Annotated in this window: 18 protein-coding genes and 1 tRNA gene; 7 read left to right on the forward strand and 12 right to left on the reverse strand. The window is 70.3% G+C overall.

The window, feature by feature from the left end; all coding sequences use genetic code 11:
- The first annotated feature begins 117 nt into the window (after positions 1-117).
- The 6 genes from CIB93_RS08225 to CIB93_RS08250 all read left to right on the forward strand — a co-directional run bounded on the left by CIB93_RS08225 (position 118) and on the right by CIB93_RS08250 (position 8,020).
- Positions 118-1,617 carry a cellulose binding domain-containing protein gene (locus CIB93_RS08225; RefSeq protein WP_096625586.1) on the forward strand — a complete coding sequence of 500 codons (1,500 nt, stop codon included), beginning with the start codon at positions 118-120 and terminating at the stop codon, positions 1,615-1,617.
- Positions 1,618-1,969: 352 nt separating this feature from the next.
- Positions 1,970-3,292, forward strand: coding sequence for an ABC transporter substrate-binding protein (locus CIB93_RS08230; RefSeq protein WP_096625588.1), 1,323 nt, complete (start codon positions 1,970-1,972; stop codon positions 3,290-3,292).
- Positions 3,293-3,374: 82 nt separating this feature from the next.
- Positions 3,375-4,388 (forward strand): carbohydrate ABC transporter permease, encoded by a 1,014-nt coding sequence (locus CIB93_RS08235; protein WP_096625590.1) that lies wholly within the window; start codon positions 3,375-3,377, stop codon positions 4,386-4,388.
- A 14-nt stretch (positions 4,389-4,402) separates the two neighbouring features.
- The gene (locus CIB93_RS08240; protein ID WP_096625592.1) at positions 4,403-5,323 is read left to right on the forward strand and encodes a carbohydrate ABC transporter permease; all 921 of its coding nucleotides are present in this window, start codon (positions 4,403-4,405) and stop codon (positions 5,321-5,323) included.
- 83 nt (positions 5,324-5,406) lie between these two features.
- Positions 5,407-6,864, forward strand: coding sequence for a GH1 family beta-glucosidase (locus tag CIB93_RS08245; protein WP_096625594.1), 1,458 nt, complete (start codon positions 5,407-5,409; stop codon positions 6,862-6,864).
- Positions 6,865-6,982: 118 nt separating this feature from the next.
- Positions 6,983-8,020 carry a LacI family DNA-binding transcriptional regulator gene (locus tag CIB93_RS08250; protein ID WP_096625596.1) on the forward strand — a complete coding sequence of 346 codons (1,038 nt, stop codon included), beginning with the start codon at positions 6,983-6,985 and terminating at the stop codon, positions 8,018-8,020.
- Between the two features lie 337 nt (positions 8,021-8,357).
- Here the strand turns inward: CIB93_RS08250 and CIB93_RS08255 are convergent.
- The 4 genes from CIB93_RS08255 to CIB93_RS08270 all read right to left on the reverse strand — a co-directional run bounded on the left by CIB93_RS08255 (position 8,358) and on the right by CIB93_RS08270 (position 11,051).
- Positions 8,358-8,430, reverse strand: a tRNA-His gene (locus CIB93_RS08255).
- Between the two features lie 120 nt (positions 8,431-8,550).
- Positions 8,551-9,156: an oligoribonuclease gene (gene orn, locus CIB93_RS08260; RefSeq protein ID WP_096625730.1), complete on the reverse strand. Its 606-nt coding sequence runs from the start codon at positions 9,154-9,156 to the stop codon at positions 8,551-8,553.
- Positions 9,157-9,166: 10 nt separating this feature from the next.
- Positions 9,167-10,384 (reverse strand): helix-turn-helix domain-containing protein, encoded by a 1,218-nt coding sequence (locus CIB93_RS08265; protein WP_096625598.1) that lies wholly within the window; start codon positions 10,382-10,384, stop codon positions 9,167-9,169.
- A 409-nt stretch (positions 10,385-10,793) separates the two neighbouring features.
- Positions 10,794-11,051 carry a hypothetical protein gene (locus tag CIB93_RS08270; protein ID WP_373558723.1) on the reverse strand — a complete coding sequence of 86 codons (258 nt, stop codon included), beginning with the start codon at positions 11,049-11,051 and terminating at the stop codon, positions 10,794-10,796.
- A 369-nt stretch (positions 11,052-11,420) separates the two neighbouring features.
- Here CIB93_RS08270 and CIB93_RS08275 point away from each other — a divergent pair, with 369 nt between their 5' ends.
- Positions 11,421-11,942, forward strand: a complete 522-nt coding sequence (locus CIB93_RS08275; RefSeq protein WP_096625600.1) for a universal stress protein — start codon at positions 11,421-11,423, stop codon at positions 11,940-11,942.
- A gap of 89 nt (positions 11,943-12,031) precedes the next feature.
- Here CIB93_RS08275 and glmS read toward each other — a convergent pair whose 3' ends face one another.
- The 8 genes from glmS to CIB93_RS08315 form a co-directional block, all read right to left on the reverse strand.
- Positions 12,032-13,861, reverse strand: a complete 1,830-nt coding sequence (gene glmS / locus CIB93_RS08280; protein ID WP_096625602.1) for a glutamine--fructose-6-phosphate transaminase (isomerizing) — start codon at positions 13,859-13,861, stop codon at positions 12,032-12,034.
- A gap of 80 nt (positions 13,862-13,941) precedes the next feature.
- Positions 13,942-14,217: a hypothetical protein gene (locus tag CIB93_RS08285; RefSeq protein WP_003968990.1), complete on the reverse strand. Its 276-nt coding sequence runs from the start codon at positions 14,215-14,217 to the stop codon at positions 13,942-13,944.
- A gap of 86 nt (positions 14,218-14,303) precedes the next feature.
- Positions 14,304-15,173 carry a DUF4429 domain-containing protein gene (locus CIB93_RS08290; protein ID WP_096625604.1) on the reverse strand — a complete coding sequence of 290 codons (870 nt, stop codon included), beginning with the start codon at positions 15,171-15,173 and terminating at the stop codon, positions 14,304-14,306.
- A gap of 170 nt (positions 15,174-15,343) precedes the next feature.
- Complete coding sequence (locus CIB93_RS08295) at positions 15,344-17,122, reverse strand: IucA/IucC family siderophore biosynthesis protein (protein WP_096625606.1); 1,779 nt, start codon at positions 17,120-17,122, stop codon at positions 15,344-15,346.
- Positions 17,119-17,703 (reverse strand): GNAT family N-acetyltransferase, encoded by a 585-nt coding sequence (locus CIB93_RS08300; protein ID WP_096625608.1) that lies wholly within the window; start codon positions 17,701-17,703, stop codon positions 17,119-17,121. Before CIB93_RS08300 ends, CIB93_RS08295 begins: the two co-directional genes overlap by 4 nt.
- On the reverse strand, positions 17,700-18,977 hold the full coding sequence (locus CIB93_RS08305; protein WP_096625610.1) for a lysine N(6)-hydroxylase/L-ornithine N(5)-oxygenase family protein: 1,278 nt from the start codon (positions 18,975-18,977) through the stop codon (positions 17,700-17,702). Before CIB93_RS08305 ends, CIB93_RS08300 begins: the two co-directional genes overlap by 4 nt.
- The gene (locus tag CIB93_RS08310) at positions 18,961-20,409 is read right to left on the reverse strand and encodes an aspartate aminotransferase family protein (protein WP_096625612.1); all 1,449 of its coding nucleotides are present in this window, start codon (positions 20,407-20,409) and stop codon (positions 18,961-18,963) included. The genes CIB93_RS08305 and CIB93_RS08310 overlap by 17 nt, the downstream gene beginning before the upstream one ends.
- A gap of 223 nt (positions 20,410-20,632) precedes the next feature.
- A complete protein-coding gene (locus tag CIB93_RS08315) occupies positions 20,633-21,493 on the reverse strand; it encodes a siderophore-interacting protein (RefSeq protein WP_096625734.1) in 861 nt (286 codons plus the stop codon).
- Positions 21,494-21,560 lie beyond the last annotated feature (67 nt).

Genomic DNA, 21,560 nt, shown 5'->3' on the forward strand with positions numbered 1-21,560 from the left:
TCCGTAAAGCCACCTTTGCCCGTTTCGCAGCCGCTAGCGTGCTCCGCGTCCCCACATCCCCGCATCTCCGCAACCCCGCTCAGCGATCCGCAGCACACCAGAGGCAGGCAGCACGTGATGGGTTCCCGTACACACCGCCGCACGGCGAGCACCCGTACCAAGGTGATCGGCGCGGTCGTCGCCGCGGCGATCGCCGGTGGCACGGTGTTCGCGCTCACCGGTACGGCCCAGGCCGCCGCGGTCGGTGCCGCGTACACCCGGACCAGCGACTGGACCGGCGGCTACACCGGGCAGTACGTGGTCACCAACGAGACCGACAGGACCCTCACCGACTGGACCCTGGAGTTCGACCTCCCGGCCGGCACGACGATCAGTTCCCTCTGGAACGGCGAGCACACGGTCAAGGGCGACCACGTGACCGTGAAGCCCGCGAGCTGGGACAAGGGGCTCGCCCCGGGCAAGACCGTCACCGTCGGCTTCGTCGCCTCCGCCACCGGCACCGGCACGGCGGGCGACCCGGCCTCCTGCCTCATCAACGGCGCCACCTGCTCCGCGGGCGGCGGCCCGGCCCCCACGCCCAGCGGCCGCCCGACCAGCACCCCGACCACCGCCCCCACGCCGACGGCCAACCCCACCGCGTCCCCCACCGCGACGGCCCCGGCCACTCCGCCCCCCACGCCGACCCCCACCGCCACCGGCACCCCCGGTGGCGGTGGGGAGGCCGGCCCCGCCGGGTTCGCCCCGTACATCGACACCTCGCTGTACCCGGCCTACGACCTCCTCGACACCGCCACGAAGACCGGTGTGCAGGAGTTTCACCTCGCCTTCATCACCTCCGGCGGCGGCTGCGCCCCGCGGTGGGGCGGTGTCACCGGCCTCGGCGACGACCAAGTGGCCAAGCAGATAGGCGCGTTGAGGGGCAAGGGCGGCGACGTCCGGGTCTCCTTCGGCGGTGCGGCCGGTGCCGAACTGGCCCTGAACTGCTCCTCCTCCGCCGATCTCGCCGCCGCGTACGGCAAGGTCGTCGACGCCTACGACCTGACCAAGGTCGACTTCGACATCGAGGGCGCCGCCCTGCCCGACGCGGCCGCCAACACCCGCCGCGCCCGGGCGATCGCCCAGCTCCAGAAGAAGTACCCCGACCTGGACGTCGCCTTCACGCTGCCCGTGATGCCCGAGGGTCTGACCCGGCCGGGCATCGACCTGCTCGCCGACGCGAAGAAGAACGGTGTCCGCGTCGACGCGGTCAACATCATGGCCATGGACTACGGGCCCGCCTACAGCGACGACATGGGCGAGTACGCGATCCAGGCGGCGACCGCCACCCAGGCCCAGATCAGGGGAGTTCTCGGGCTCTCGGACGCCGCCGCGTGGAAGGCCGTCGCCGTCACCCCGATGATCGGCGTGAACGACGTCGTCACCGAGGTCTTCACCGTCGAGGACGCGACGCAACTGGTGAAGTTCGCCGAGCAGAAGGGCATCGGCCGCCTCGCGATGTGGTCCGGCACCCGCGACAAGGCCTGCCCGGGCGGCCCCAAGCCGGCCGCCGACGCCACGTGCAGCTCGATCGACCAGGAGCCACTGGCCTTCACGAAGGCGTTCGCCGCGTACAAGTAGCCCCGCACCCAACCTCGTACGCCCCCTGCGCCCACCCCCGTACCACCCCGCGCACACCCCCGCCCTACCTCCCCGACCACCCACGCCCCCCACCCGCGCACCCCGGCCGGACTCCACCCCCCCATCCGGCCGGGGTGCGCTTCGGCGTGCGCGACATCCCCCGGCAACGGAATCGTCTTCAACTCTTGACACCCACCCCTTCGAGGCAGGAACCTTCCGGCATCGATGTATGGGAGCGCTCCCACAGATAGCGGGAGAGGATCTCGCACGCTTCCTCCCCGCAGGACTTCCCGTAGGACTCCCAGCCCCAGCAGGACTTCCCGCAGAACTCCCCGTAACAAGGAGCAGTGGAATGCGCATCACCCGCAGCGTCGCCGGCCGACGCCGTAGAACCGCGATCGTGGCCACCGCTGGCCTGACGGTCACCGCCCTCCTGCTCGCCGGATGCGGCGGCTCGTCCGACTCCGGCAAGGGGCCCGACGCGGACGGGAACATCACCCTGACCGTCGCCGACTTCGGCCAGTTCGGGTACAAGGAGGCCGGACTCTTCGAGAAGTACCACGAGTTGAACCCGAAGATCACGGTCAAGGAGGACACCACCGCCGAGGAGAAGAACTACTACCCCAAGCTCCTCCAGCAGCTGAACTCCGGCAGCGGCCTCGCCGACGTCCACGGCATCGAGGTCGGCCGGATCAAGGAGATCGTCGACACCAAGGCGGACTCCTTCGCCGACCTGTCCAAGGTGATCGACACCGGCCAGTGGGTGTCGTGGAAGGCGAAGCAGGCCACCGCCCCCGGCGGCGCGGTGATCGGCGCGGGCACCGACATCGGTCCGATGTCCCTCTGCTACAACCGGGATCTGTTCGAGAAGGCCGGGCTGCCCACCGACCGCACCGAGGTCGCGAAGCTCACCGAGGGCGGCTGGGAGGACTTCCTCGCGCTCGGCGAGCGGTACAAGAAGAAGGCACCCGAGGGCACGTACTTCATGGACTCCGCGAGTGCCATGTTCAACGCCGTGGTCAGCTCCAGCCCCGAGCAGTACTACGACGCGAGCGGCGAGCCCGTGTACAAGGAGAGCGCCGGCGTCAGGAAGGGCTGGAACCTCGCCGCCGAGGCCGCGTCCAAGAAGCTGACGCAGGGCCTGGCCCAGTTCGAGGACCAGTGGCAGGCGGCCCTGCGCAAGGGCACCGTCGCCACGGTCGTCTGCCCCGCCTGGATGGCCGGGCAGATCTCCACGTACGCCGGTGACGCCAACAAGGGCACGTGGGACATCACCAGCGCCCCCGGTGCCACCTCGGCCAACTGGGGCGGCTCGTTCCTCGCCGTCCCGAAGTCCGGGAAGAACGTGGAGGAGGCGGCCAAGCTCGTCAAGTGGCTGACCGCCCCCGAGCAGCAGGCCGCCGTCTTCAAGGCGATCGGGGTCTTCCCCTCCAACCAGGGCGCCTACGAGCTGCCCGACGTGAAGAACGCGACCCTGCCGTACTTCAACGACGCGCCGATCGGCCAGATCTACGCCGACGGTGCGAAGTCCATCCCCGAGGCGGTCCTCGGCCCGAAGGACGGCGTGATCAAGGACTCCATCTCCACGCAGATCAACAACATGGAGCAGCGCGGCACCAGCCCGGACAAGGCCTGGGACGCGGCCGTGCGGACGGTCGACAAGGCCATCGGCTGACCCGAACCGCCCGGGCCGGGGCACGCGCCCCGGCCCGCCCGCCCCGGCATCCCGCCGTCACTCCAGGGAAGGACCCCCGCCCGTGGCAACCCCGACCCCCGCCCGGGACGCGTACGTGCCGCCGCCCCGCGCCCCGCAGCAGGAACCGCCCGAACCTCACCCCGAGCGGCGGCAGTTGTGGCGCAGCCGACTGTGGCGGTTCGACGACAAGGCCTCCCCGTACGCGTACATCGCGCCGTTCTTCCTCGTCTTCGGGGCCTTCGGGCTCTACCCGCTCCTGTACACCGGCTGGATCGCCCTGCACCGGGTGGAGATGACCGGCCTCGACACCATGGAGTGGGTCGGCTGGGAGAACTTCGACACGATCCTGCACGACCCCGAGTTCTGGACCACGGTCAGCAACACCTTCCTGATCGGCGTCATCTCCACCGTCCCGCAGCTCCTGGTCGCGCTCGGCCTCGCGCACCTGCTCAACTACCGCCTCCGCGCCAGTACGTTCTGGCGCACGGTCATCCTCACCCCGTACGCGACGTCCGTCGCCTCGGCGGCCCTCGTCTTCGCCCTGGTCTTCCGGGCCGACGGCGGTCTGCTGAACTGGGCGTTCGGCCTCGTCGGCTTCGACCCGGTCAACTGGGCCAACGGGCACTGGACTTCGAAGATCGCCATCGCGGTCATCGTGATCTGGCGCTGGACCGGCTACAACGCGCTGATCTACCTCGCCGCGATGCAAGCAGTCCCCAACGACCTTTACGAGGCGGCCTCGTTGGACGGCGCGTCGCGCTGGCAGCAGTTCCGCAAGGTCACCATTCCCTCGCTGCGGCCGACGATCCTGTTCACCATCGTCATCTCGACCATCGGGTCCATGCAGCTGTTCGGTGAGCCACTGCTGCTGGAGGGCGGCGCGCTGGGCGCCACCGGCGGCAACGAGAACCAGTACGAGACGCTCAGCATCTACCTCTACAACTACGGCTGGAACCTCGGGCATCTCGGCCCGGCGGCCGCCGTGGCCTGGGCGATGCTCGCGCTCCTGCTCCTCGTCGCCGCGGTCAACTGGCTCATCGGCCGCTACGTCCGCACGTCCGATTCCGCGGCCTGACCGGGAGCGCTTCCATGACCATGACCAGCCCCACACGCACCGCCCCCGGGCAGCTCGCGGCGGCCCCCAGGAGCGGCGGACCGCCCCGCCCGCGCCGCTTCCGGATGGGGGCGGGCCAGCAGCTGAAGGGCGGCCCCTTCGCCTACCTCGCGCTCGCCGTCGTCGGGTTCGGCTCGCTGCTGCCGCTCTACTGGACCCTGGTCGCGGCCTCCCGCACCCAGGACGAAGTCCTCGCCTCCACGCCGCCGTTCCTGCCCGGCGGCAAGCTGCTGGAGAACCTCCAGACGGCCTGGGAGCAGGCGAACCTCGGCAAGGCGATCGTCAACAGCTTCATCGTCTCCGCCTCCATCACGGCCGCCACGCTCTTCTTCTGCACACTCGCCGGGTACGCGTTCGCCAAGATGCGCTTCCGGGGCCGGGGCTGGCTGATGACCGCGGTGATCGCCACCCTCACCATCCCGCCGCAGCTCAGCGTGGTCCCGCTCTTCATGATGATGTCGGGCCTCGGCTGGGGCGGTCAGCTCGAATCGGTGATCTTCCCGACGCTGGTGAGCGCGTTCGGCGTGTTCTTCATGCGGCAGTACCTGATCGAGGCACTGCCGTATGAGCTGATCGAGGCGGCCAAGATCGACGGTGCGAACAACTTCCGCATCGTGCGCAGCGTGGTGCTGCCGGTGGCACGCCCCGCGATGATGGTGCTCGGGATGCTGACCTTCGTGCAGGCGTGGAACGACTTCTTCTGGCCCTATCTCGCCCTCAACCAGCAGAACCCGACCCTTCAGGTGGCGCTCGGCCAGCTCAGCGCCTCCTACACCCCTGACCAGTCCATCGTCATGGCGGGCGCGCTGATCAGCACGCTGCCGCTGCTGGTGGTGTTCGTGGTGTTCGGCAAGAAGATCGTCGGCGGGATCATGTCAGGCGCGGTCAAGGGCTGAAGCCCCCCGCCCTCCCTCTCACTCCACATCTCTCTCCACACCTCTCACTCCTCACCCCCCTACCCTTCCGGGAGCGCTCCCCCATGACACTCGTACGACCCGACGCGGGCCCGCAGCAGGCCCCCGCCACCACGGCCCCCTTCCCGGCCGGTTTCCTGTGGGGCGCGGCCACGGCCGCGTACCAGGTGGAGGGGGCGGTGACCGAGAACGGCCGCACCCCGTCCATCTGGGACACCTTCAGCCACTCGCCCGGCAAGGTGCTCGGCGGCGACACCGGAGACGTGGCCGCCGACCACTTCCACCGCTACCGCGACGACGTCGCCCTGATGAAGCGGCTCGGGCTGAAGGCGTACCGCTTCTCCGTCTCCTGGTCCCGCGTCCAGCCCACCGGCCGCGGCCCGGCGGTCGAACGCGGCCTGGACTTCTACCGCTCGCTCGTCGACGAGCTGCTGGAGGCGGGCATCACGCCCGTCGCCACCCTCTACCACTGGGACCTGCCCCAGGAGCTGGAGGACGCGGGCGGCTGGCCGGAGCGTGCGACGGCTGAACGGTTCGCGGACTACGCGGCCGTCATGGCCCGGGCGCTCGGCGACCGGGTCGGGATGTGGACGACGCTGAACGAGCCCTGGTGCTCGGCCTTCCTCGGTTACGGCTCCGGGGTCCACGCCCCGGGCCGCACCGAACCGGCCGCCGCGCTGCGGGCCGCCCACCACCTCAACCTCGCCCACGGCCGGGCGACCGAGGCGCTGCGCGCGAACCTCCCCGCTGCCGCGCAGCTCTCGGTCACCCTCAACCTCCACCAGGTGCGCCCGCTGACCGGCGGTGAGGCGGACGCGGACGCGGCCCGCCGGATCGACGCGGTGGGCAACCGGATCTTCACCGGCCCGATGCTGAGGGGCGCGTACCCGGACGACCTGCTGGCCGACACCGAACACCTGCTGAACTGGAGTGAGCTGGTCCACGAGGGCGACCTCTCCGCGATCGCCCGCCCGCTCGACGTGCTCGGCGTCAACTACTACACCCCCACCATCGTCTCCACCCCCGCCTCCGGGGCCGGGGACACCCGCAACGACGGCCACGGAAGCAGCGAGCACTCGCCGTGGCCCGGCTCGGAGCATGTCGCCTTCCATCTCGCCGAGGGCAGGCCGCGCACCGCCATGAACTGGTCGGTCGACCCGGACGGCCTGTACAGCCTCCTCATGGACGTCTCCCGCGAGCACCCGGACCTCCCGCTGATGGTCACCGAGAACGGCGCGGCCTTCGCGGACGACCCGGACGAGGAGGGCCGGGTCCACGACCCCGAACGGATCGCCTATCTGCACGGCCACCTGGCGGCGGTGCGGCGGGCGGTGGCCGAAGGGGCGGACGTACGCGGCTACTTCCTCTGGTCCCTGCTGGACAACTTCGAATGGGGCTACGGCTACTCCAAGCGCTTCGGCGCGGTGTACGTCGACTACGCGACCCAGCGCCGTACGCCCAAGTCCAGCGCCCACTGGTACAGCGAGGTGATCGCCCGCCACGCGCTGCTCCCGGAGGCGTGAGCGAAAGCCGCCTGGGAGCGCTCCCAAACCGTGGCCGCCACACCCGCCGGGGTGATCGATCCGGGACTTGGATTGACGTTACGGCTGTGAGAAATTGACCGGGAACGGGGAGGCAGCCATGGCGGCAGCGCGAGTACGGAGCGGCGGGCGGCCCACGCTCGAAGAGGTGGCGGCCCGGGCCGGCGTCGGCCGGGGCACCGCCTCGCGGGTCATCAACGGCTCGCCCCGGGTCAGCGAGGCGACCCGGGAGGCGGTCGAGGCGGCCGTCGCCGAGCTGGGGTACGTCCCCAACCGGGCCGCCCGCGCCCTCGCGGGCAACCGCACCGACGCCATCGCCCTCGTGGTGCCCGAGCCGGAGACCCGGTTCTTCGCGGAGCCGTACTTCTCCGCCATAGTCCGGGGCGTCGGAGCGGCCCTGGCCGACACCGAGATGCAGCTGCTCCTCACCCTCGCCGGCAACGACCGCGAGCGCCGCCGCCTCGCCCAGTACCTGACCGCCCACCGCGTCGACGGCGTCCTGCTGGTCGCCGTGCACGCCGACGACCCCCTGCCCGAGCTGCTGGAACAGCTGGGCATGCCGTGCGTGATCAGCGGCGCCCGGCACGCCGCCGAACCCCTCGCCTCGGTCGACTCGGACAACTTCGAGGGTGCCCGCGCCGCCGTCGAGCACCTGGTCTCCCGGGGCCGCCGCCAGGTCGCCACGATCACCGGCCGCCTGGAGGTCTACGGGGCCCAGCGCCGCCTGGACGGCTACCGCGCCGCGGTCTCCGAGGCCGGCCTGGCACCCGACGAGCACCTGGTCGCCCCCGCCGACTTCACGGAGGAGGGCGGTGCGCGGGCGATGCGCGAACTCCTCACCCGCCGCCCCGCCCTCGACGCGGTCTTCGCCGCCTCCGACGTGATGGCGGCCGGGGCCCGCCAGGTCCTGCGCGAGGCGGGCCGCCGCATCCCCGAGGACGTGGCCCTGATCGGCTTCGACGACTCGGTGGTCGCCCGCCATATGCACCCGGCCCTCACCAGCGTCCGCCAGCCCATCGAGGAGATGGGCCGCCGCATGGCCCAGCTCCTCCTGGACGAGATCGCGGGCCGCGCCCCGGGCGCCGAACGCCCCACGGTCGTACTGCCCACGGAGCTGGTGGTCCGCGACTCCTCGTGAGGAGTGGCGAGGCTCGTGACGGTAAGCGAGGCTTCCGTATTTCACGAGCCCTCCACGTCCCCCGGATCCGACGGCTAGTGTTTCGCGGAGTACGGCGAATGTGTGACGCACCACACATCATGCGGCGAGCTGCCCGGGTGCGTTCCGTGCGGTGGCGCATATGGGGGGCCTCTTGCACGACATGGTCAAGGGTGCTTCCGCGCGCAGGTCGTCGCGCACCTGGAGCTGCCGGGCTCCCGCCGCTCCCGTACGGGGGAACCGGCGGCCGACTGACGTCGGGCCCGGCTCCACGGCACGCGAAAGGGCCCCGGTCCAAAGACCGGGGCCCTCTCAGCAGGGTGAGTAACGGGACTTGAACCCGCGACATCCTGGACCACAACCAGGTGCTCTGCCAGCTGAGCTATACCCACCATGTCGTCCGGTCGTTTCCGACCGGCCGAGAAAAAGTGTACAGGGTCCGGGAGGGTGCTCGCGCCCCCGTTTCCCGGAGCCGGTCCACGGGCGCGTTTACGCCCGTGACCAGCACGTTCCTACGGTGTGGCCGGGACCACATGGCGCGCCGCGATCTCCTTGGCGCGCTCGGAGTCCGGGCCGGGCTGCGGGACGAAGACCGCCTCCCGGTAGTAGCGGAGCTCCGCGATGGATTCACGGATGTCCGCGAGTGCCCGGTGGTTGCCGCTCTTGTCCGGGCTGTTGAAATACGCCCGGGGATACCAGCGGCGGGCCAGCTCCTTGACCGAGGACACATCCACGATCCGGTAGTGGAGATAGCCCTCCAGCTCCCGCATGTCCCGGGCGAGGAAACCGCGGTCGGTGCCGACCGAGTTTCCGCAGAGCGGGGCCTTGCCCGGCTCCTTCACATGCTCGCGGACATATGCCAGGACCTGTTCCTCGGCGTCGGCCAGGGTGGTGCCCCCGGCCAGCTCGTCGAGGAGGCCCGAGGCGGTGTGCATCTGCCGCACCACCTCGGGCATGGTCTCCAGGGCCGCGTCCGGCGGGCGGATCACGATGTCCACCCCTTCACCGAGCACGTTCAGCTCCGAGTCGGTGACCAGGGCGGCCACCTCGATGAGTGCGTCGTCCGTCAACGAGAGCCCGGTCATCTCGCAGTCGATCCACACCATGCGGTCGTTCATGCGCCCCACCCTACGGGGCACTCCGCTGTCCCGGCAGGGCCGGGCGACCGGGAACGTACGCGTCGGGACCCGGCAGGGAGTGCTCCCCGGAGCCCACCGCCGCCACCACCGCGACGGGCGCTGACGGCCCCGGCGCGCCCCGGCGTCCGGACGGTGGCCCCTGGCTGGGCACCATCGTCTCGACCACCGTCGCGGCACTCTCCGCCACCCCCTGCGGACGACGGGCCCGGTAGGCGGCCCGGTACGCGGCGGGGGAGGAGCCGAGCTGGCGGCGGAAGTGCCCGCGCAGCGCGACCGGGGAGCGGAAGCCGCAGCGGCCCGCGACCTCGTCGACCGAGTAGTCGGAGGTCTCCAGCAGCCGCTGTGCCTGAAGCACCCGCTGGGTGATCAGCCACTGGAGCGGTGCGCTCCCCGTGAGCGAGCGGAACCTGCGGTCGAAGGTCCGTCTGCTCATATAGGCGCGCGCCGCGAGCGTCTCCACGTCGAACTGCTCGTGCAGATGCTCCAGGGCCCAGGCCACGACCTCGGCGAGCGGGTCGGAGCCGATCTCCTCCGGTAAAGACCTGTCCAGGTAGCGCTCCTGCCCGCCACTGCGCCGCGGCGGCACGACGAGCCGGCGGGCGAGCGCCCCGGCAGCTTCCGTGCCGTGGTCGGTGCGGACTATATGGAGGCAGAGATCGATACCTGCCGCCGTACCGGCGGAGGTGAGTACGTCGCCGTCGTCCACGAAGAGTTCGCGCGGATCGACGTGCACCGACGGATAGCGCTTGGCCAGCGTCGGTGCGTACATCCAGTGTGTGGTGGCCGGCCGTCCGTCCAGCAGGCCGGCGGCCGCGAGCACGAAGGCTCCCGTGCACAGACCGACGATGCGGGCGCCCTCCTCATGGGCGCGCCGCAGCGCGTCCAGTGCCTCGGCGGGCGGCGGCGAGGTGATCGACCGCCAGGCGGGCACCACCACGGTGCCTGCCCTGCTGATCGCCTCCAGGCCGTACGGTGTGGTCAGTTCGAGTCCGCCCGTTGTGCGCAGCGGTCCGTCCTCGCCGCCGCAGACCAGCAGGCGGTAGCGGGGAACTCCCGCGTCCTGCCGGTCGATTCCGAAAACGGAGAGCGGGATGGAGCTCTCGAAGATAGGGCCGCCGCTGAACAGCAGCACGGCAACGACTTCCCGGCGTCGCCGCCCGGTCAGCTTGCGTGCGGCCTCCGTCGCGGCGGCGGAGTCCTGGCTCATGACGCTAAGCCCCCCTCGGTGTTCGCGTCTCCCTGGTCCTTACGGGCCTGTCGCTCCTGCACGTTTCCCCTCGGTGTTGCACGTGTCCCCAGTCTCCGATTTCCAAGATCGAATCTACTGCGTCGCGTGGTCCCGCCGTGACACCTTCCCCCACCAGCTCTATGTCGATAAGGAAACGTGGCGTGAAGCGTTCGATCACGAAGCGTTTCACTCGCGAAGCGCACAGGGAAGTGCCCCTCACGAACGTGGCCCGTCCGCGTCGGGTGAAAGCGTACCGCGCGGTCTCTTCCTGCCTGGTGGGCGGTGGGTTGTCCGGCCATCCGGCTAAGGGTTCGGCACCTGGGTGAAGTTGGCTGAAAACCATCGGTTGTGTGTGCTGGATCCGGTCACGCCCGGCGCACAACGCCGTCTAGCGGCCGCGCCGATGCGCTCCCTCGCCCACATGGGCCGGGGTGCGCTCTGACCTCCGCAGCAGGATTCGGCAGGCGGTCGTGACGCAGGCGAGCCCGAGGGCCCAGAGCGCCGCACTGCCGACCGATGTGCCGTGGGCCACGAGAACCGCCGGTACGAGCAGGCAGCTGAAGACGGCCCAGCGGACCACGTCGCCCGCAGCGTCGTGCGCCGGTGCAGGGCTCGGCTCGGACGGGGGTCGCACGGGGGTCGGCACGGCATCGCTCCCTGGGGTGGTGACTCGGTGACGGTGTGGCTAACGGAGACCGGGTGCGGGGGTCACTGTCGGGTGCGCCGGGCGGTTGTGGAGCCGCCCGGAAAAACGGGGCGGCCGACGGTGTTCGGGCTCCCCGGGGCCCGTGTACGACACAACCGGCATTGCCATCCCGGACAGCCTCGGGCATGCTCCCTCCAGCGTCACGCGCGCTTTTGCGGGCATCTGGGCAGTGGAGGAGTGACGCCGTACCCTTGGGGGTAGGGGATTGGGAAGATGATTCCCGGACAGAGCTCACCCACCAGGCTCACCAGCTGATGCACCGCTCGAAACCGCTCCCTCCTCATGAGGACTCTCTTCGCCGAGACACCGATGGCCGGTCACGAAATCCCTGAACCCAAAGACCGCAAGCAGGTAGCCGACCCCGGGTCGGAGACGCGACCGGTCGAAGAAGCGCGCCATGCGTGCGATCCCGCCTTCCGCCACGGAGTCGTGGTCGGCTTCGACGGCTCCACATCCAGTGAGCGGGCCCTGGCGTACGCCATCGGTATGGCCGGACGGTCGGGCTCGGGCCTGATCATCGTCCATGTCGCCAACCGGCTCCCGACGACGGTCTGGGCGGGCTGCGAGCCCCCTGTCTTCGTCGACGTCCCCGACCACCGCACCGAGGTCCTCGGCCTGGAGCTGGCCTGCGCGGACTACCTCTCCGAGGTCCCCTGGGTGCTGGTCGAGCGCGGCGGTGACATCTGCCACGAACTGGAGGAGGTCGGCCGGGAGTACGCCGCCGACGCCATCGTCGTGGGCTCCACGCACGGCATCGTCGGCCGGATCTTCGGCTCGGTCGCGGGCCGCCTCGCCCGCCGCGCACAGCGCCCCGTCATCGTCATTCCCTGAGCACCAGCCAGAAGCCCTGGCCGACGCACGCGTTGGGCCCCGCACCGTCCTCACGACCGTGCGGGGCCCACTCACGTACGTACCGGCGACTACTCCACCGTCACGGACTTCGCCAGGTTGCGCGGCTTGTCGATGTCGCGGCCCATCGCGAGCGCCGTGTGGTACGCGAAGAGCTGGAGCGGGATGCCCATGAGGATCGGGTCCAGCTCGTTCTCGTTCTTCGGCACGACGATGGTGTGGTCGGCCTTCTCCTGCACCTGGTGGGCGACGGCGAGGATGCGGCCGCTGCGGGCCTTGATCTCCTCCATCGCGGCGCGGTTCTTCTCCAGCAGGTCGTCGTCCGGCACGATCGCCACGGTCGGCATCGCGGGCTCGATCAGCGCGAGCGGGCCGTGCTTCAGCTCGGAGGCCGGGTAGGCCTCGGCGTGGATGTACGAGACCTCCTTCAGCTTCAGCGATGCCTCACGGGCCACCGGGTAGCCGCGCACCCGGCCGATGAACATCATCGACTTCGCGTCCGCGTACTCCGCCGCCAGCCGCTTGATCTCGTCCTCGTTCGCGAGGATCTCGCTGATCTGCTCGGGCAGCTTCCGCAGCCCGTCGATGATCCGCTTGCCGTCGGCCACCGACAGGTCCCGGATGCGGCCAAGGTGCAGCGCCAGCAGCGCGAAGGCGACCACGGTGTTGGTGAAGCACTTGGTGGAGACCACGCAGACCTCCGGGCCCGCGTGGACGTACGTACCGCCGTCGGCCTCCCGGGCGATCGCGGAGCCGACCACGTTGACCACACCGAGGACCCGGGCGCCCTTGCGCTTCAGCTCCTGGACGGCGGCCAGCACGTCGTACGTCTCACCCGACTGGGAGACCGCGATGTACAGGGTGTCGGGGTCCACGACCGGGTTGCGGTAGCGGAACTCGGAGGCCGGCTCGGCGTCGGCGGGGATGCGGGCGAGCTCCTCGATCAGCTGGGCGCCGATCTGGCCCGCGTGGTACGAGGTGCCGCAGCCGAGGATCTTGATCCGGCGCACCCCGCGCGCCTCGCGGGCGTCCAGGTTGAGGCCGCCCAGGTGCACGGTGGAGAACCGGTCGTCGATCCGGCCGCGCAGGACGCGGTCCACGGCGTCGGCCTGCTCGGAGATCTCCTTGTGCATGTACGTGTCGTGGCCGCCCATGTCGTACGACTCGGCCTCCCACTCCACGGTCGTCGGCGTGGCCGTCGTGGTCGAGCCCTCCGTGGTGTACGTACGGAAGTCGTCGGCCTTCAGGGTGGCCATCTCGCCGTCGTCCAGGGTGACGACCTGGCGGGTGTGGGCGACCAGGGCGGCGACGTCGGAGGCGACGAACATCTCCTTCTCGCCGATGCCGAGGACGACCGGGGAGCCGTTGCGGGCCACCACGATGCGGTCGTTGAAGTCGGCGTGCATCACGGCGATGCCGTAGGTGCCCTCGACCGAGCGCAGCGCCTCGCGGACCTTCTCCTCCAGCGTGTCCGCCTGGGCCCGGGCGATGAGGTGGGTCAGGACCTCGGTGTCGGTCTCGGAGAGGAAGGCGAACCCGTCGGCGACGAGCTTGGCGCGCAGCTCGGAGGCGTTGTCGATGATCCCGTTGTGGACGACGGCGACCTTGTTCTCCGCGTCCAGGTGCGGGTGGGCGTTCTCGTCGCTCGGGGCGCCGTGGGTGGCCCAGCGGGTGTGCGCGATGCCGGCGGTGCCCGCGAACCGCTTGGGGACCTTGGCCTCCAGCTCACGGACCCGGCCCTTGGCCTTGACCATCTTCAGTACGCCCGGCTTGCCCGCCGTGGCCTTGCCGGTGATGACGATGCCCGCGGAGTCGTACCCCCGGTACTCCAGCCGCTGAAGACCCTCCAGCAGCAGCGGTGCCACATCACGCTTTCCGATATATCCGACGATCCCGCACATGGATTCTCTGCCCCTCCATCGACGTACACGTTCCCGTACCCGCATGTGTTCGGCGCCCCGCGCACGGGCGCCCGGCTCGCTCAGCCGTAGACGATGCGGCGCAGCTGGCGGAGCGAGAGCTCCGGCGGCGCCACCGCGCGGTGCGGCAGCTCGGCCGCGATCCGCTCGAAGATCTCCGTGTTGACCAGGCCGCCGGACTGCAGTTCACGGTGGCGGCGCCGGACGAAGTCGTCGGTGCTCTCGTCGAAGTACGCCAGCACGTCGAGGATCACCCGGGCCGCCTCACCGCGCTGGAGCGCGGTGGAGCGGACGAGGTGATCGATGAGGTCGTCGTGCGACGAGCGGCGTTCAAGCACCCGTCGATATTGCGTGTCGGAGCGCGCTTATGCAAGAAATCTGCCCGAAATCGGGCAGGGGGGCGACTTAAGGTCTCCGGATCGGGTCACATGCTGCGCAGAACGGCCTGCTTCGCGGTGCTGAACTCCTCGTCGGTGAGGATTCCGGCCAGGTGCAGCTCGCCCAGCTCCCGTAGCCGCCGCAGCAGGGCGTCGTGGTCAGCGGCGGGAGCGGCCGCCTTCGTGAGGGCCGGGGCCGCCCCGGGCCCGTCCACCGCCGCGTCGGCGCCGGGCAGCCGGGCCAGCACCGCCGCCGCGACCACCACCGCGGTGTACTCCTTCTTCGACAGCCCCCACAGCTCCAGGGAGTACGGGTCGTGCTTCGGCGGCGCCGCGGAGGGGCTGTCCGTCGGCTCGAAGCGGAGGTAGCCGTACTCCAGGCCGATCGCGGGCAGCCAGCGCACCCCCGCGATCCGCGTCAGCGGGAAGGACGAGGGTCCGGCCGAGGTCTTGGACTCCTCGGCCTTCCAGTTCCAGGTCAGCCGTATGGTCTCGCCGTCGAAGGACGCCGTGCCGTCGCCGCCCCCGCCGGAGACCGGCAGCGCCGGGCCGGGCAGCAGGAAGCGGTCCACCGGGGTGCCCGGGACCTGCTCGATCAGCAGCGCGTTGCGGACCTCGTCGACGAAGTACTCCGCGACGCCCGTGCGGTCCTTCTCCACGGCCAGCAGATAGGGGTCCGCGCCGTCCTTGAGGCGGCCGTCGGCGGCCCGCAGCACCGGGCAGGCGCCGCCGCGCAGCCGCAGCCGCAGCCGCCCGCCCTTGCGGTCCGGCTCGAACGAGATGCCCGCCACGGCCTGGATCGGCACGGACATCTCACCCAGCGCCTGCCGGAGCGGATGCGCCTTTCCCCCCGGCACGATGCGTACCGTCTCCCCGTCGAACGTCCACGTTCCGTCGCGCTGGATGATTTCTGCCACGGCCGCGATTCTGCCAGCCGTCGCCCCGCCGACCCCCGGGGCCGTCCCTCGTACCCGGCGATCCGGTCGGTTTCCGCTCACGGTGTGTGTCCGGTCGGCTCCGGAGGGGGGAAGGGGTGAGCGCCCGAGGGACCGTCCTCGGGCGCTCACCGGTCGGTGGGGCCGTTCGCTCAGTACCCGGCGAGCGGGTTCTTCAGGCGGCCGACCAACTGGAGCGCGGCGGCCGGGTCGTTGAGGTCGACCATCTGCTGGTTGTTGCGCAGCTGGAGCCGGTTGAGGCAGGACAGTGCGAACTCCGCCTCGAACAGGTCGTATTCCTTGAACTTGTCCGAGAGGTACGGCACCGAGTCCTGGTAGTCGCGCGCACAGGCCGCGACCGTCCGCCAGAAGGTCTCCTCGTCGAGGATGCCCTCGGTGGCCAGGCCGGACGCGAGGAAGCGGAAGAAGCAGTCGAAGACGTCGGTGAAGACCGACAGCAGCTTCATGTCCTCGGGGACCTCGGCCCGGATGCGCTCGACCTGCGGCGGCAGCACCGCGTCCGGGTCCATCACCGCGATCTCCTCGGCGATGTCCTTGAAGATCGTGCGGGTGACGACCCCGTCCTCCACGACCAGGATCACGTTCTCGCCGTGCGGCATGTAGACCAGGTCATAGGCGTAGAAGCTGTGCAGCACCGGCACCAGATAGGCGTCCAGGTAGTGCCGCAGCCACGTCTGCGCGTCCAGCCCGGATTCGGCGATCAGCGCCCCGGCCACCGAGCGGCCCTCGTGGTCGGTGTGGAGCAGGGAGGCCATCGTCGCCACCCGCTCGCCCGGCTGGAGGCCCGGCACCGGGCTCTCGCGCCACAGGGCGGCGAGCATCTTCCGGTACGGGGAGCCCTTGGCGGTCGCCGCCTCGTAGGACCGGTGGTGGTAGCCGATCGCGGCCCGCTCCCGGATGATCGAGAACCGGGCCCCGCGCAGCAGGTCGTCACGCTCGATGAGACCGGCCAGCCAGTCGTTGATCGCCGGGGTGGCCTCCATGTACGCGGCCGAAAGCCCGCGCATGAAGCCCATGTTGAGGACGGACAGCGCCGTTTTGACGTAGTGCTTCTCCGGGTGGTCGGTGTTGAAGAACGTGCGGATCGACTGCTGGGCGAGATAGCAGTCCTCGCCCTCCCCGAGCACCACCAGATGCCGTTCGGCCAGCTCACCGGCGAAGGTGACCGCCAGTTTGTTCCACCACTGCCAGGGGTGGACGGGCAGCAGGAAGTAGTCGTCCGGGTCCAGGCCGAGTCCGCGCAGCGCCCCGGCGAACCGCTCCCGGGTCGCCTCGCTCAACTCGCCCTCGACCAGCGCCTCGTAGTCGATCCCGGCACCCGACGTGAAGGTGGCGCGCGAGCGGCGGGCGGCCAGCCAGACGAGGCGGATCTCCGCCGCGGCCTCGGGGGCGTACGCACGGTACTCGTCCACCCCGAAGCCGAGCCGTCCGTTGTTGGCGACGAAGCAGGGGTGGCCCTCGGTCATCCCGGTCTCGATGGCCTGGAAGCCGGCGGCGACGAGCCGGCCGGAGGTGGCCGGTTCCTTGGTGAGTTTGTAAGCGGTTCCGGCCAGGGTGGAGGAGACCTCCTCCAGGTAGACCGGCAGCACCTCGTCGGAGATCCCGAGGGTGTGCCGCAGCTCGATGAAGAACTCGACGGCGTCCAGAGGGAGTTCGACGCCGTTCCGGTGCCGGGTGATGCTGTCCGCGGCGACCTGCCAGTGGTCCAGGGCGAAGAGGCGTGCGGTGAAACGGTACTCGGTGGAGGCGTCGTCGCTACGGACGGTGAAGCGGTCTTCGCCCAGAGGTGTGGGAGCCAGTAGCCGTTCGTGGCTGAATTCCGCCAGTGCTTTACGGACCAGCAGTCGGTTTGCGGTGGCCCAGCGTTCCGGGGAGAGGTGGGCGACGCTGTCGGCGAGGGTGGTCGTCATCGGTCGTTACCTCCGGTTGCTGCTTCGAACTGCTCCCGTGTGCAGGCACTCAGCAGGGCGTCCTTCTCCGGCTTGGCGATCTCCCGCAGCACCTCGAAACCGACGGCCTTGTTGAGGGTCTGCACGGCGCTGTTGGTGACGTCGGGCTCGACGACGACCCGGCGCACCGACGGGTCGGCGAACAGGAAGTCCATCACCGCGGTGATCACGGCTCGGGTGAAGCCGTGGAGGGGGGTGTCGGTCGGGGCGACCAGGAAGTGCATCCCGACATCGCCGGGCTCCGCCTCGTACAGCCCCTTCAGCTCGACCTCGGTGGGGTCGTAGCGCTCTATCAGGAAGGCGGGTTCGCCGTCGTGCAGCCCGATGAACGCGTCGTGGTGCGGGTGGGCGGCTATCGCCATGTACTCCCGCTCCACGTCCTGGAGTTTCGCGTCGCCCATCAGCCAGAAGGCGGCCTTGGGGTGCGTCACCCAGCCGTGCACCAGCTCGGCGTCGGCGAGGGGGTCGAGCGGGCGGACGGTGAACGTGCCGATTCCCTCGGCACGGCCGGTGTCGGCGCGGTCGGTGTCGGTGCGGCTCATACGGCGAACTCCTGGAAGGCGATGGACTTCTCGACCGGGTAGACCTCGCGGCCGAGCAGCTCGCCGATGATGTACGCGTTGCGGTAGGCACCCATGCCCAGGTCGGGCGAGGTGATCGAGTGGGTGTGCACCGAGGCGTTCTGGAGGAAGACCCCGCGCCCGGTGGTGTCGATGCTGTAGTTGCGGGCCACGTCGAAACGGCCCCGGCTGTCGTGGCGCAGCCGCCCGGCGACGGGCGCGAGGAAGGCGGGGGCCTCGTAGCGGTAGCCGGTGGCGAGGATCAGGCCCTCGGTGGTCAGGGAGTAGTCCTTGCCCTGCTCCTCCTGGCGCAGCCCCAGGCTGTACGCCCCGCCCTCCTCGTCGTAACGGGCGCTGGTGAGGGCGGAGTTGGTGATCAGCCGGGTCGGCACGGGACCGGGCAGGTGCTTCTGGTAGAGCAGGTCGAAGATCGCGTCGATCAGCTCCCCGTCGATGCCCTTGAACAGCCCCTTCTGCCCGGTCTCCAGCCGGTAGCGGGTCTCCTCGGGCAGCGCGTGGAAGTAGTCGATGTACTCCGGAGAGGTCATCTCCAGCGTCAGCTTGGTGTACTCCAGCGGGAAGAAGCGCGGCGAGCGCGTCACCCAGTTGAGCCGGTAGCCGTGCACGTCGATCTCGGAGAGCAGGTCGTAGTAGATCTCCGCAGCGCTCTGCCCGCTGCCGACCAGGGTGATGGACTTCTTCTTCTGGAGCTCGGCCTTCCCCTCCAGATAGCGGGAGTTGTGGATGAAGTCCCCACCGAGCCCCTGGCAGGGCTCGGGAATGTACGGCGGGGTGCCCGTCCCGAGTACGAGATGCCGGGCGCGGAACTCCTCGCCGGAGGCGGTCCGTACGGTGTAGAGGGCCGTGCCCTCGTCGTACGTCACGAGTTCGACGGTCTCGTTGAACCGGATGCTGCTCAGTTTCGCGGCGGCCCAGCGGCAGTAGTCGTTGTACTCGGTCCGCAGCGGGTAGAAGTTCTCCCGGATGTAGAACGAGTAGAGCCTGCCCCGCTCTTTGAGGTAGTTCAGGAACGAGTACGGCGAGGTCGGGTCGGCCATGGTGACCAGGTCCGACATGAACGGCGTCTGGAGATGGGCCCCTTCGAGGAACATCCCGGCGTGCCACTCGAAGTCCGGCTTGGACTCCAGGAAGACACCGTTGAGCTCGTCGATCGGCTCGGTCAGACAGGCCAGTCCGAGATTGAACGGGCCGAGCCCGATCCCGATGAAGTCGTGGGGGTCAGGAAGCGCGGTCAAGGGAGTCTCCCAGGTACTTCTCGGCGTGGCCGGAGATGAGATCGAGAACCGCGGCGATGTCCTCCGCGGTCGCTTCGGGGTTGAGCAGGGTGAACTTCAGGTACTGGCGGTCACCGACCTTGGTGCCCGCGACGATCGCCTCGCCGGATGCGAACAGCGCCTTGCGGGCGTAAAGGTTGGCCCGGTCGATCTCGGCAGGGGAGGTGACGCCGGACGGGATGTAGCGGAAGACGAGCGTGGAGAGCTGCGGCTGGACCACCACGTCGAAGCGCGGGTCGGCGGCGAGCAGCTTCCAGCCCTCGGCGGCCAGGTCGCAGACCTCGTCGAACAGTTCGCCGATGCCGTCGGCGCCCATGACGCGCAGTGTCATCCACAGCTTGAGCGCGTCGAACCGGCGGGTCGTCTGGAGGGACTTGTCGACCTGGTTGGGTATCCGCTCCTCGGCCATCCGGCGCGGGTTCAGATACTCCGCGTGGTACGTGGCGTGCCGCAGGGTCGCCCGGTCGCGGACCAGCAGGGCCGACGAACTCACGGGCTGGAAGAAGGACTTGTGGTAATCCACGGTGACCGAGTCGGCGTGGGCGATGCCTTCGAGCAGTCCGCGCCGCTCGCGGGAGGCGAGCAGTCCGCAGCCGTACGCGGCGTCCACGTGCATCCAGACGGCGAACTTCTCGCAGAGCGCGGCGATCTCGGGCAGCGGGTCGATGGACCCGAAGTCCGTGGTGCCGGCGGTCGCGACGACGGCCATCGGGATGGCGCCCTCGGCGACACACTGCTCCAGGGCGTGGGCGAGGGCCACGGTCTGCATGCGCTTGGTGCGGTCGACGGGGACGGAGACGACGGCGTCCGGGCCGAGGCCGAGGAGTTTGGCGGACTTCTGGACGCTGAAGTGGCTGCACTCGGAGGTGAAGATCCGCAGCCGGGTGAGGTGCTCCGGCCGGACCTTCGCCTCCTCCCGCGCCAGCAGCAGGGCCTGGAGGTTGGACTGCGTACCGCCGCTGGTGAAGACCCCGTCGGCGGCCGGGCCGAGCCCGATCCGCTCGGTGGTCCAGTCGATCAGCCGACGCTCGATGAGGGTGCCGCCCGCGCTCTGGTCCCAGGTGTCCAGGGAGGAGTTGATCGCGGAGAGTACGGCCTCGCCGAGCACGGCGGGGATGACGACTGGGCAGTTGAGATGCCCGAGGTAGCGGGGGTGGTGGAAGTAGACGGCGTCGCGGAGGTAGACCTCGCCGAGCTCGTCCAGGGCGGCGGAGGCATCGCCCAGTGGCCGGTCGAGGTCGATCGCGTCGACGACGGGGGCGAGTTCGTCGACACCGACCCCGCTGAAGGGCCGCTCGGTGGCGGCGAGGGCGGCCGCGACCCGGTCCACTCCTGCGGAGACGGTGCTCCGATAGTGCTCCGCAGTCGTGTTGTTGAGCAGGTGCGAACGCATGAAGGGGTCCTCCCGGGTGAGGGGAATTTCATCGCGGCCCTCCGGGCAGGGGACGGGGGGCGAGAGACGCGACGTCGAAGTGAGGGTAGCCTAACCTAAGCCTGAATCGATCGCCCCTCGCCCCCTCCGGGCTGTAGCGCTTGTCCGCTTTACTCCCGCTTCGGGCGGGCTCGGTGGGCCGCTGGAGCGGGGAAGTGGTGAGCGGGGCGGATGGCCGCAGGGCCTACTCCGAGATGTCGGCCCCGGTGGCCGACTCCGTGTCGCGCACCTGCTCCTCGTTGAGCCCGCGCCGCCAGTAGCCGACGAACGTGACGCGCTTGCGGTCGAGGCCCCGCTCCTGGACGAGATGGCGGCGCAGCGACCGCACCCCGGAGGCCTCGCCCGCGATCCAGGCGTACGGCGTGCCCTCGGGCAGCTCGGCGGCGCGCACGGCCTCCACGCCGGAGACGGCCTCCTCGCTCCGTACGAGCCAGGTGATCCGGGCCTTCGCCGCGGTGTTCAGGGCCTGCCGGTCCTCGGTGCACGGGACCTCCAGCCAGACCCGGGCGGGCATGTCGGCGGGCAGCCACTCCAGGATGGCGGCGGCAGCGGGCAGGGCGGTCTCGTCGGCATGGATCAGGACCCAGTCGGTGCCCGCCGGCGGCCGGAAGCGTACGGAGGTGTTGTCCGCGACGACGGGCCCCAGTGCCTTCAGCCGGTCCCCGGCCGCGGCGGTCAGCGCCCAGCGGGAGGCGGGCCCGCCCTCACCGTGCAGCGCGAAGTCGATGTCCACCTCGGTGGAACCGTCGGGCAGCGCCCGCTGGGCCCGCACGGTGTACGAGCGCATCACCGCGCGTACGTCCTCGGGCAGGGCCCGCCACTTCGGGTACCAGGCCCCGTTCTCCCCCTCCGGGACCACGGCCTCGCGTCGGCCGGGTCGCGGCAGGAAGAGCGACAGGCTCTGGTCGCGCCCCCCGGCCCGGAAGCCCTCGGCCCCCGGGCCGCCGAGAGTGATCCGGAGGATGGAGGGCCCCAGCCGCCTGGTCCGCAGGACGGTCAGGTCGAAGAACCGGAACGGGGCGACATCGGGGGCGGTGGCAGTCATCAGCGTCAACGGGAGCTCCTCCGATACGGGCCGGAGCCGCGGGCGGACGGGCCCGGCTTCCGGCTAA

Source organism: Streptomyces sp. WZ.A104 (genome assembly GCF_002382885.1).
Taxonomy (GTDB): Bacteria; Actinomycetota; Actinomycetes; order Streptomycetales; family Streptomycetaceae; genus Streptomyces.

Bases quoted from the DNA above. Each gene is read 5' to 3' on its own strand.
- CIB93_RS08275 (WP_096625600.1), top strand. From the start codon at position 11,421: ATGGCCGGTCACGAAATCCCTGAACCCAAAGACCGCAAGCAGGTAGCC.
- CIB93_RS08250 (WP_096625596.1), top strand. From the start codon at position 6,983: ATGGCGGCAGCGCGAGTACGGAGCGGCGGGCGGCCCACGCTCGAAGAG.
- glmS (WP_096625602.1), bottom strand. From the start codon at position 13,861: ATGTGCGGGATCGTCGGATATATCGGAAAGCGTGATGTGGCACCGCTG.
- CIB93_RS08300 (WP_096625608.1), bottom strand. From the start codon at position 17,703: ATGAGCCGCACCGACACCGACCGCGCCGACACCGGCCGTGCCGAGGGA.
- CIB93_RS08225 (WP_096625586.1), top strand. From the start codon at position 118: ATGGGTTCCCGTACACACCGCCGCACGGCGAGCACCCGTACCAAGGTG.
- CIB93_RS08240 (WP_096625592.1), top strand. From the start codon at position 4,403: ATGACCATGACCAGCCCCACACGCACCGCCCCCGGGCAGCTCGCGGCG.
- CIB93_RS08230 (WP_096625588.1), top strand. From the start codon at position 1,970: ATGCGCATCACCCGCAGCGTCGCCGGCCGACGCCGTAGAACCGCGATC.
- CIB93_RS08310 (WP_096625612.1), bottom strand. From the start codon at position 20,409: ATGCGTTCGCACCTGCTCAACAACACGACTGCGGAGCACTATCGGAGC.
- orn (WP_096625730.1), bottom strand. From the start codon at position 9,156: ATGAACGACCGCATGGTGTGGATCGACTGCGAGATGACCGGGCTCTCG.
- CIB93_RS08265 (WP_096625598.1), bottom strand. From the start codon at position 10,384: ATGAGCCAGGACTCCGCCGCCGCGACGGAGGCCGCACGCAAGCTGACC.
- CIB93_RS08315 (WP_096625734.1), bottom strand. From the start codon at position 21,493: ATGACTGCCACCGCCCCCGATGTCGCCCCGTTCCGGTTCTTCGACCTG.
- CIB93_RS08245 (WP_096625594.1), top strand. From the start codon at position 5,407: ATGACACTCGTACGACCCGACGCGGGCCCGCAGCAGGCCCCCGCCACC.
- CIB93_RS08295 (WP_096625606.1), bottom strand. From the start codon at position 17,122: ATGACGACCACCCTCGCCGACAGCGTCGCCCACCTCTCCCCGGAACGC.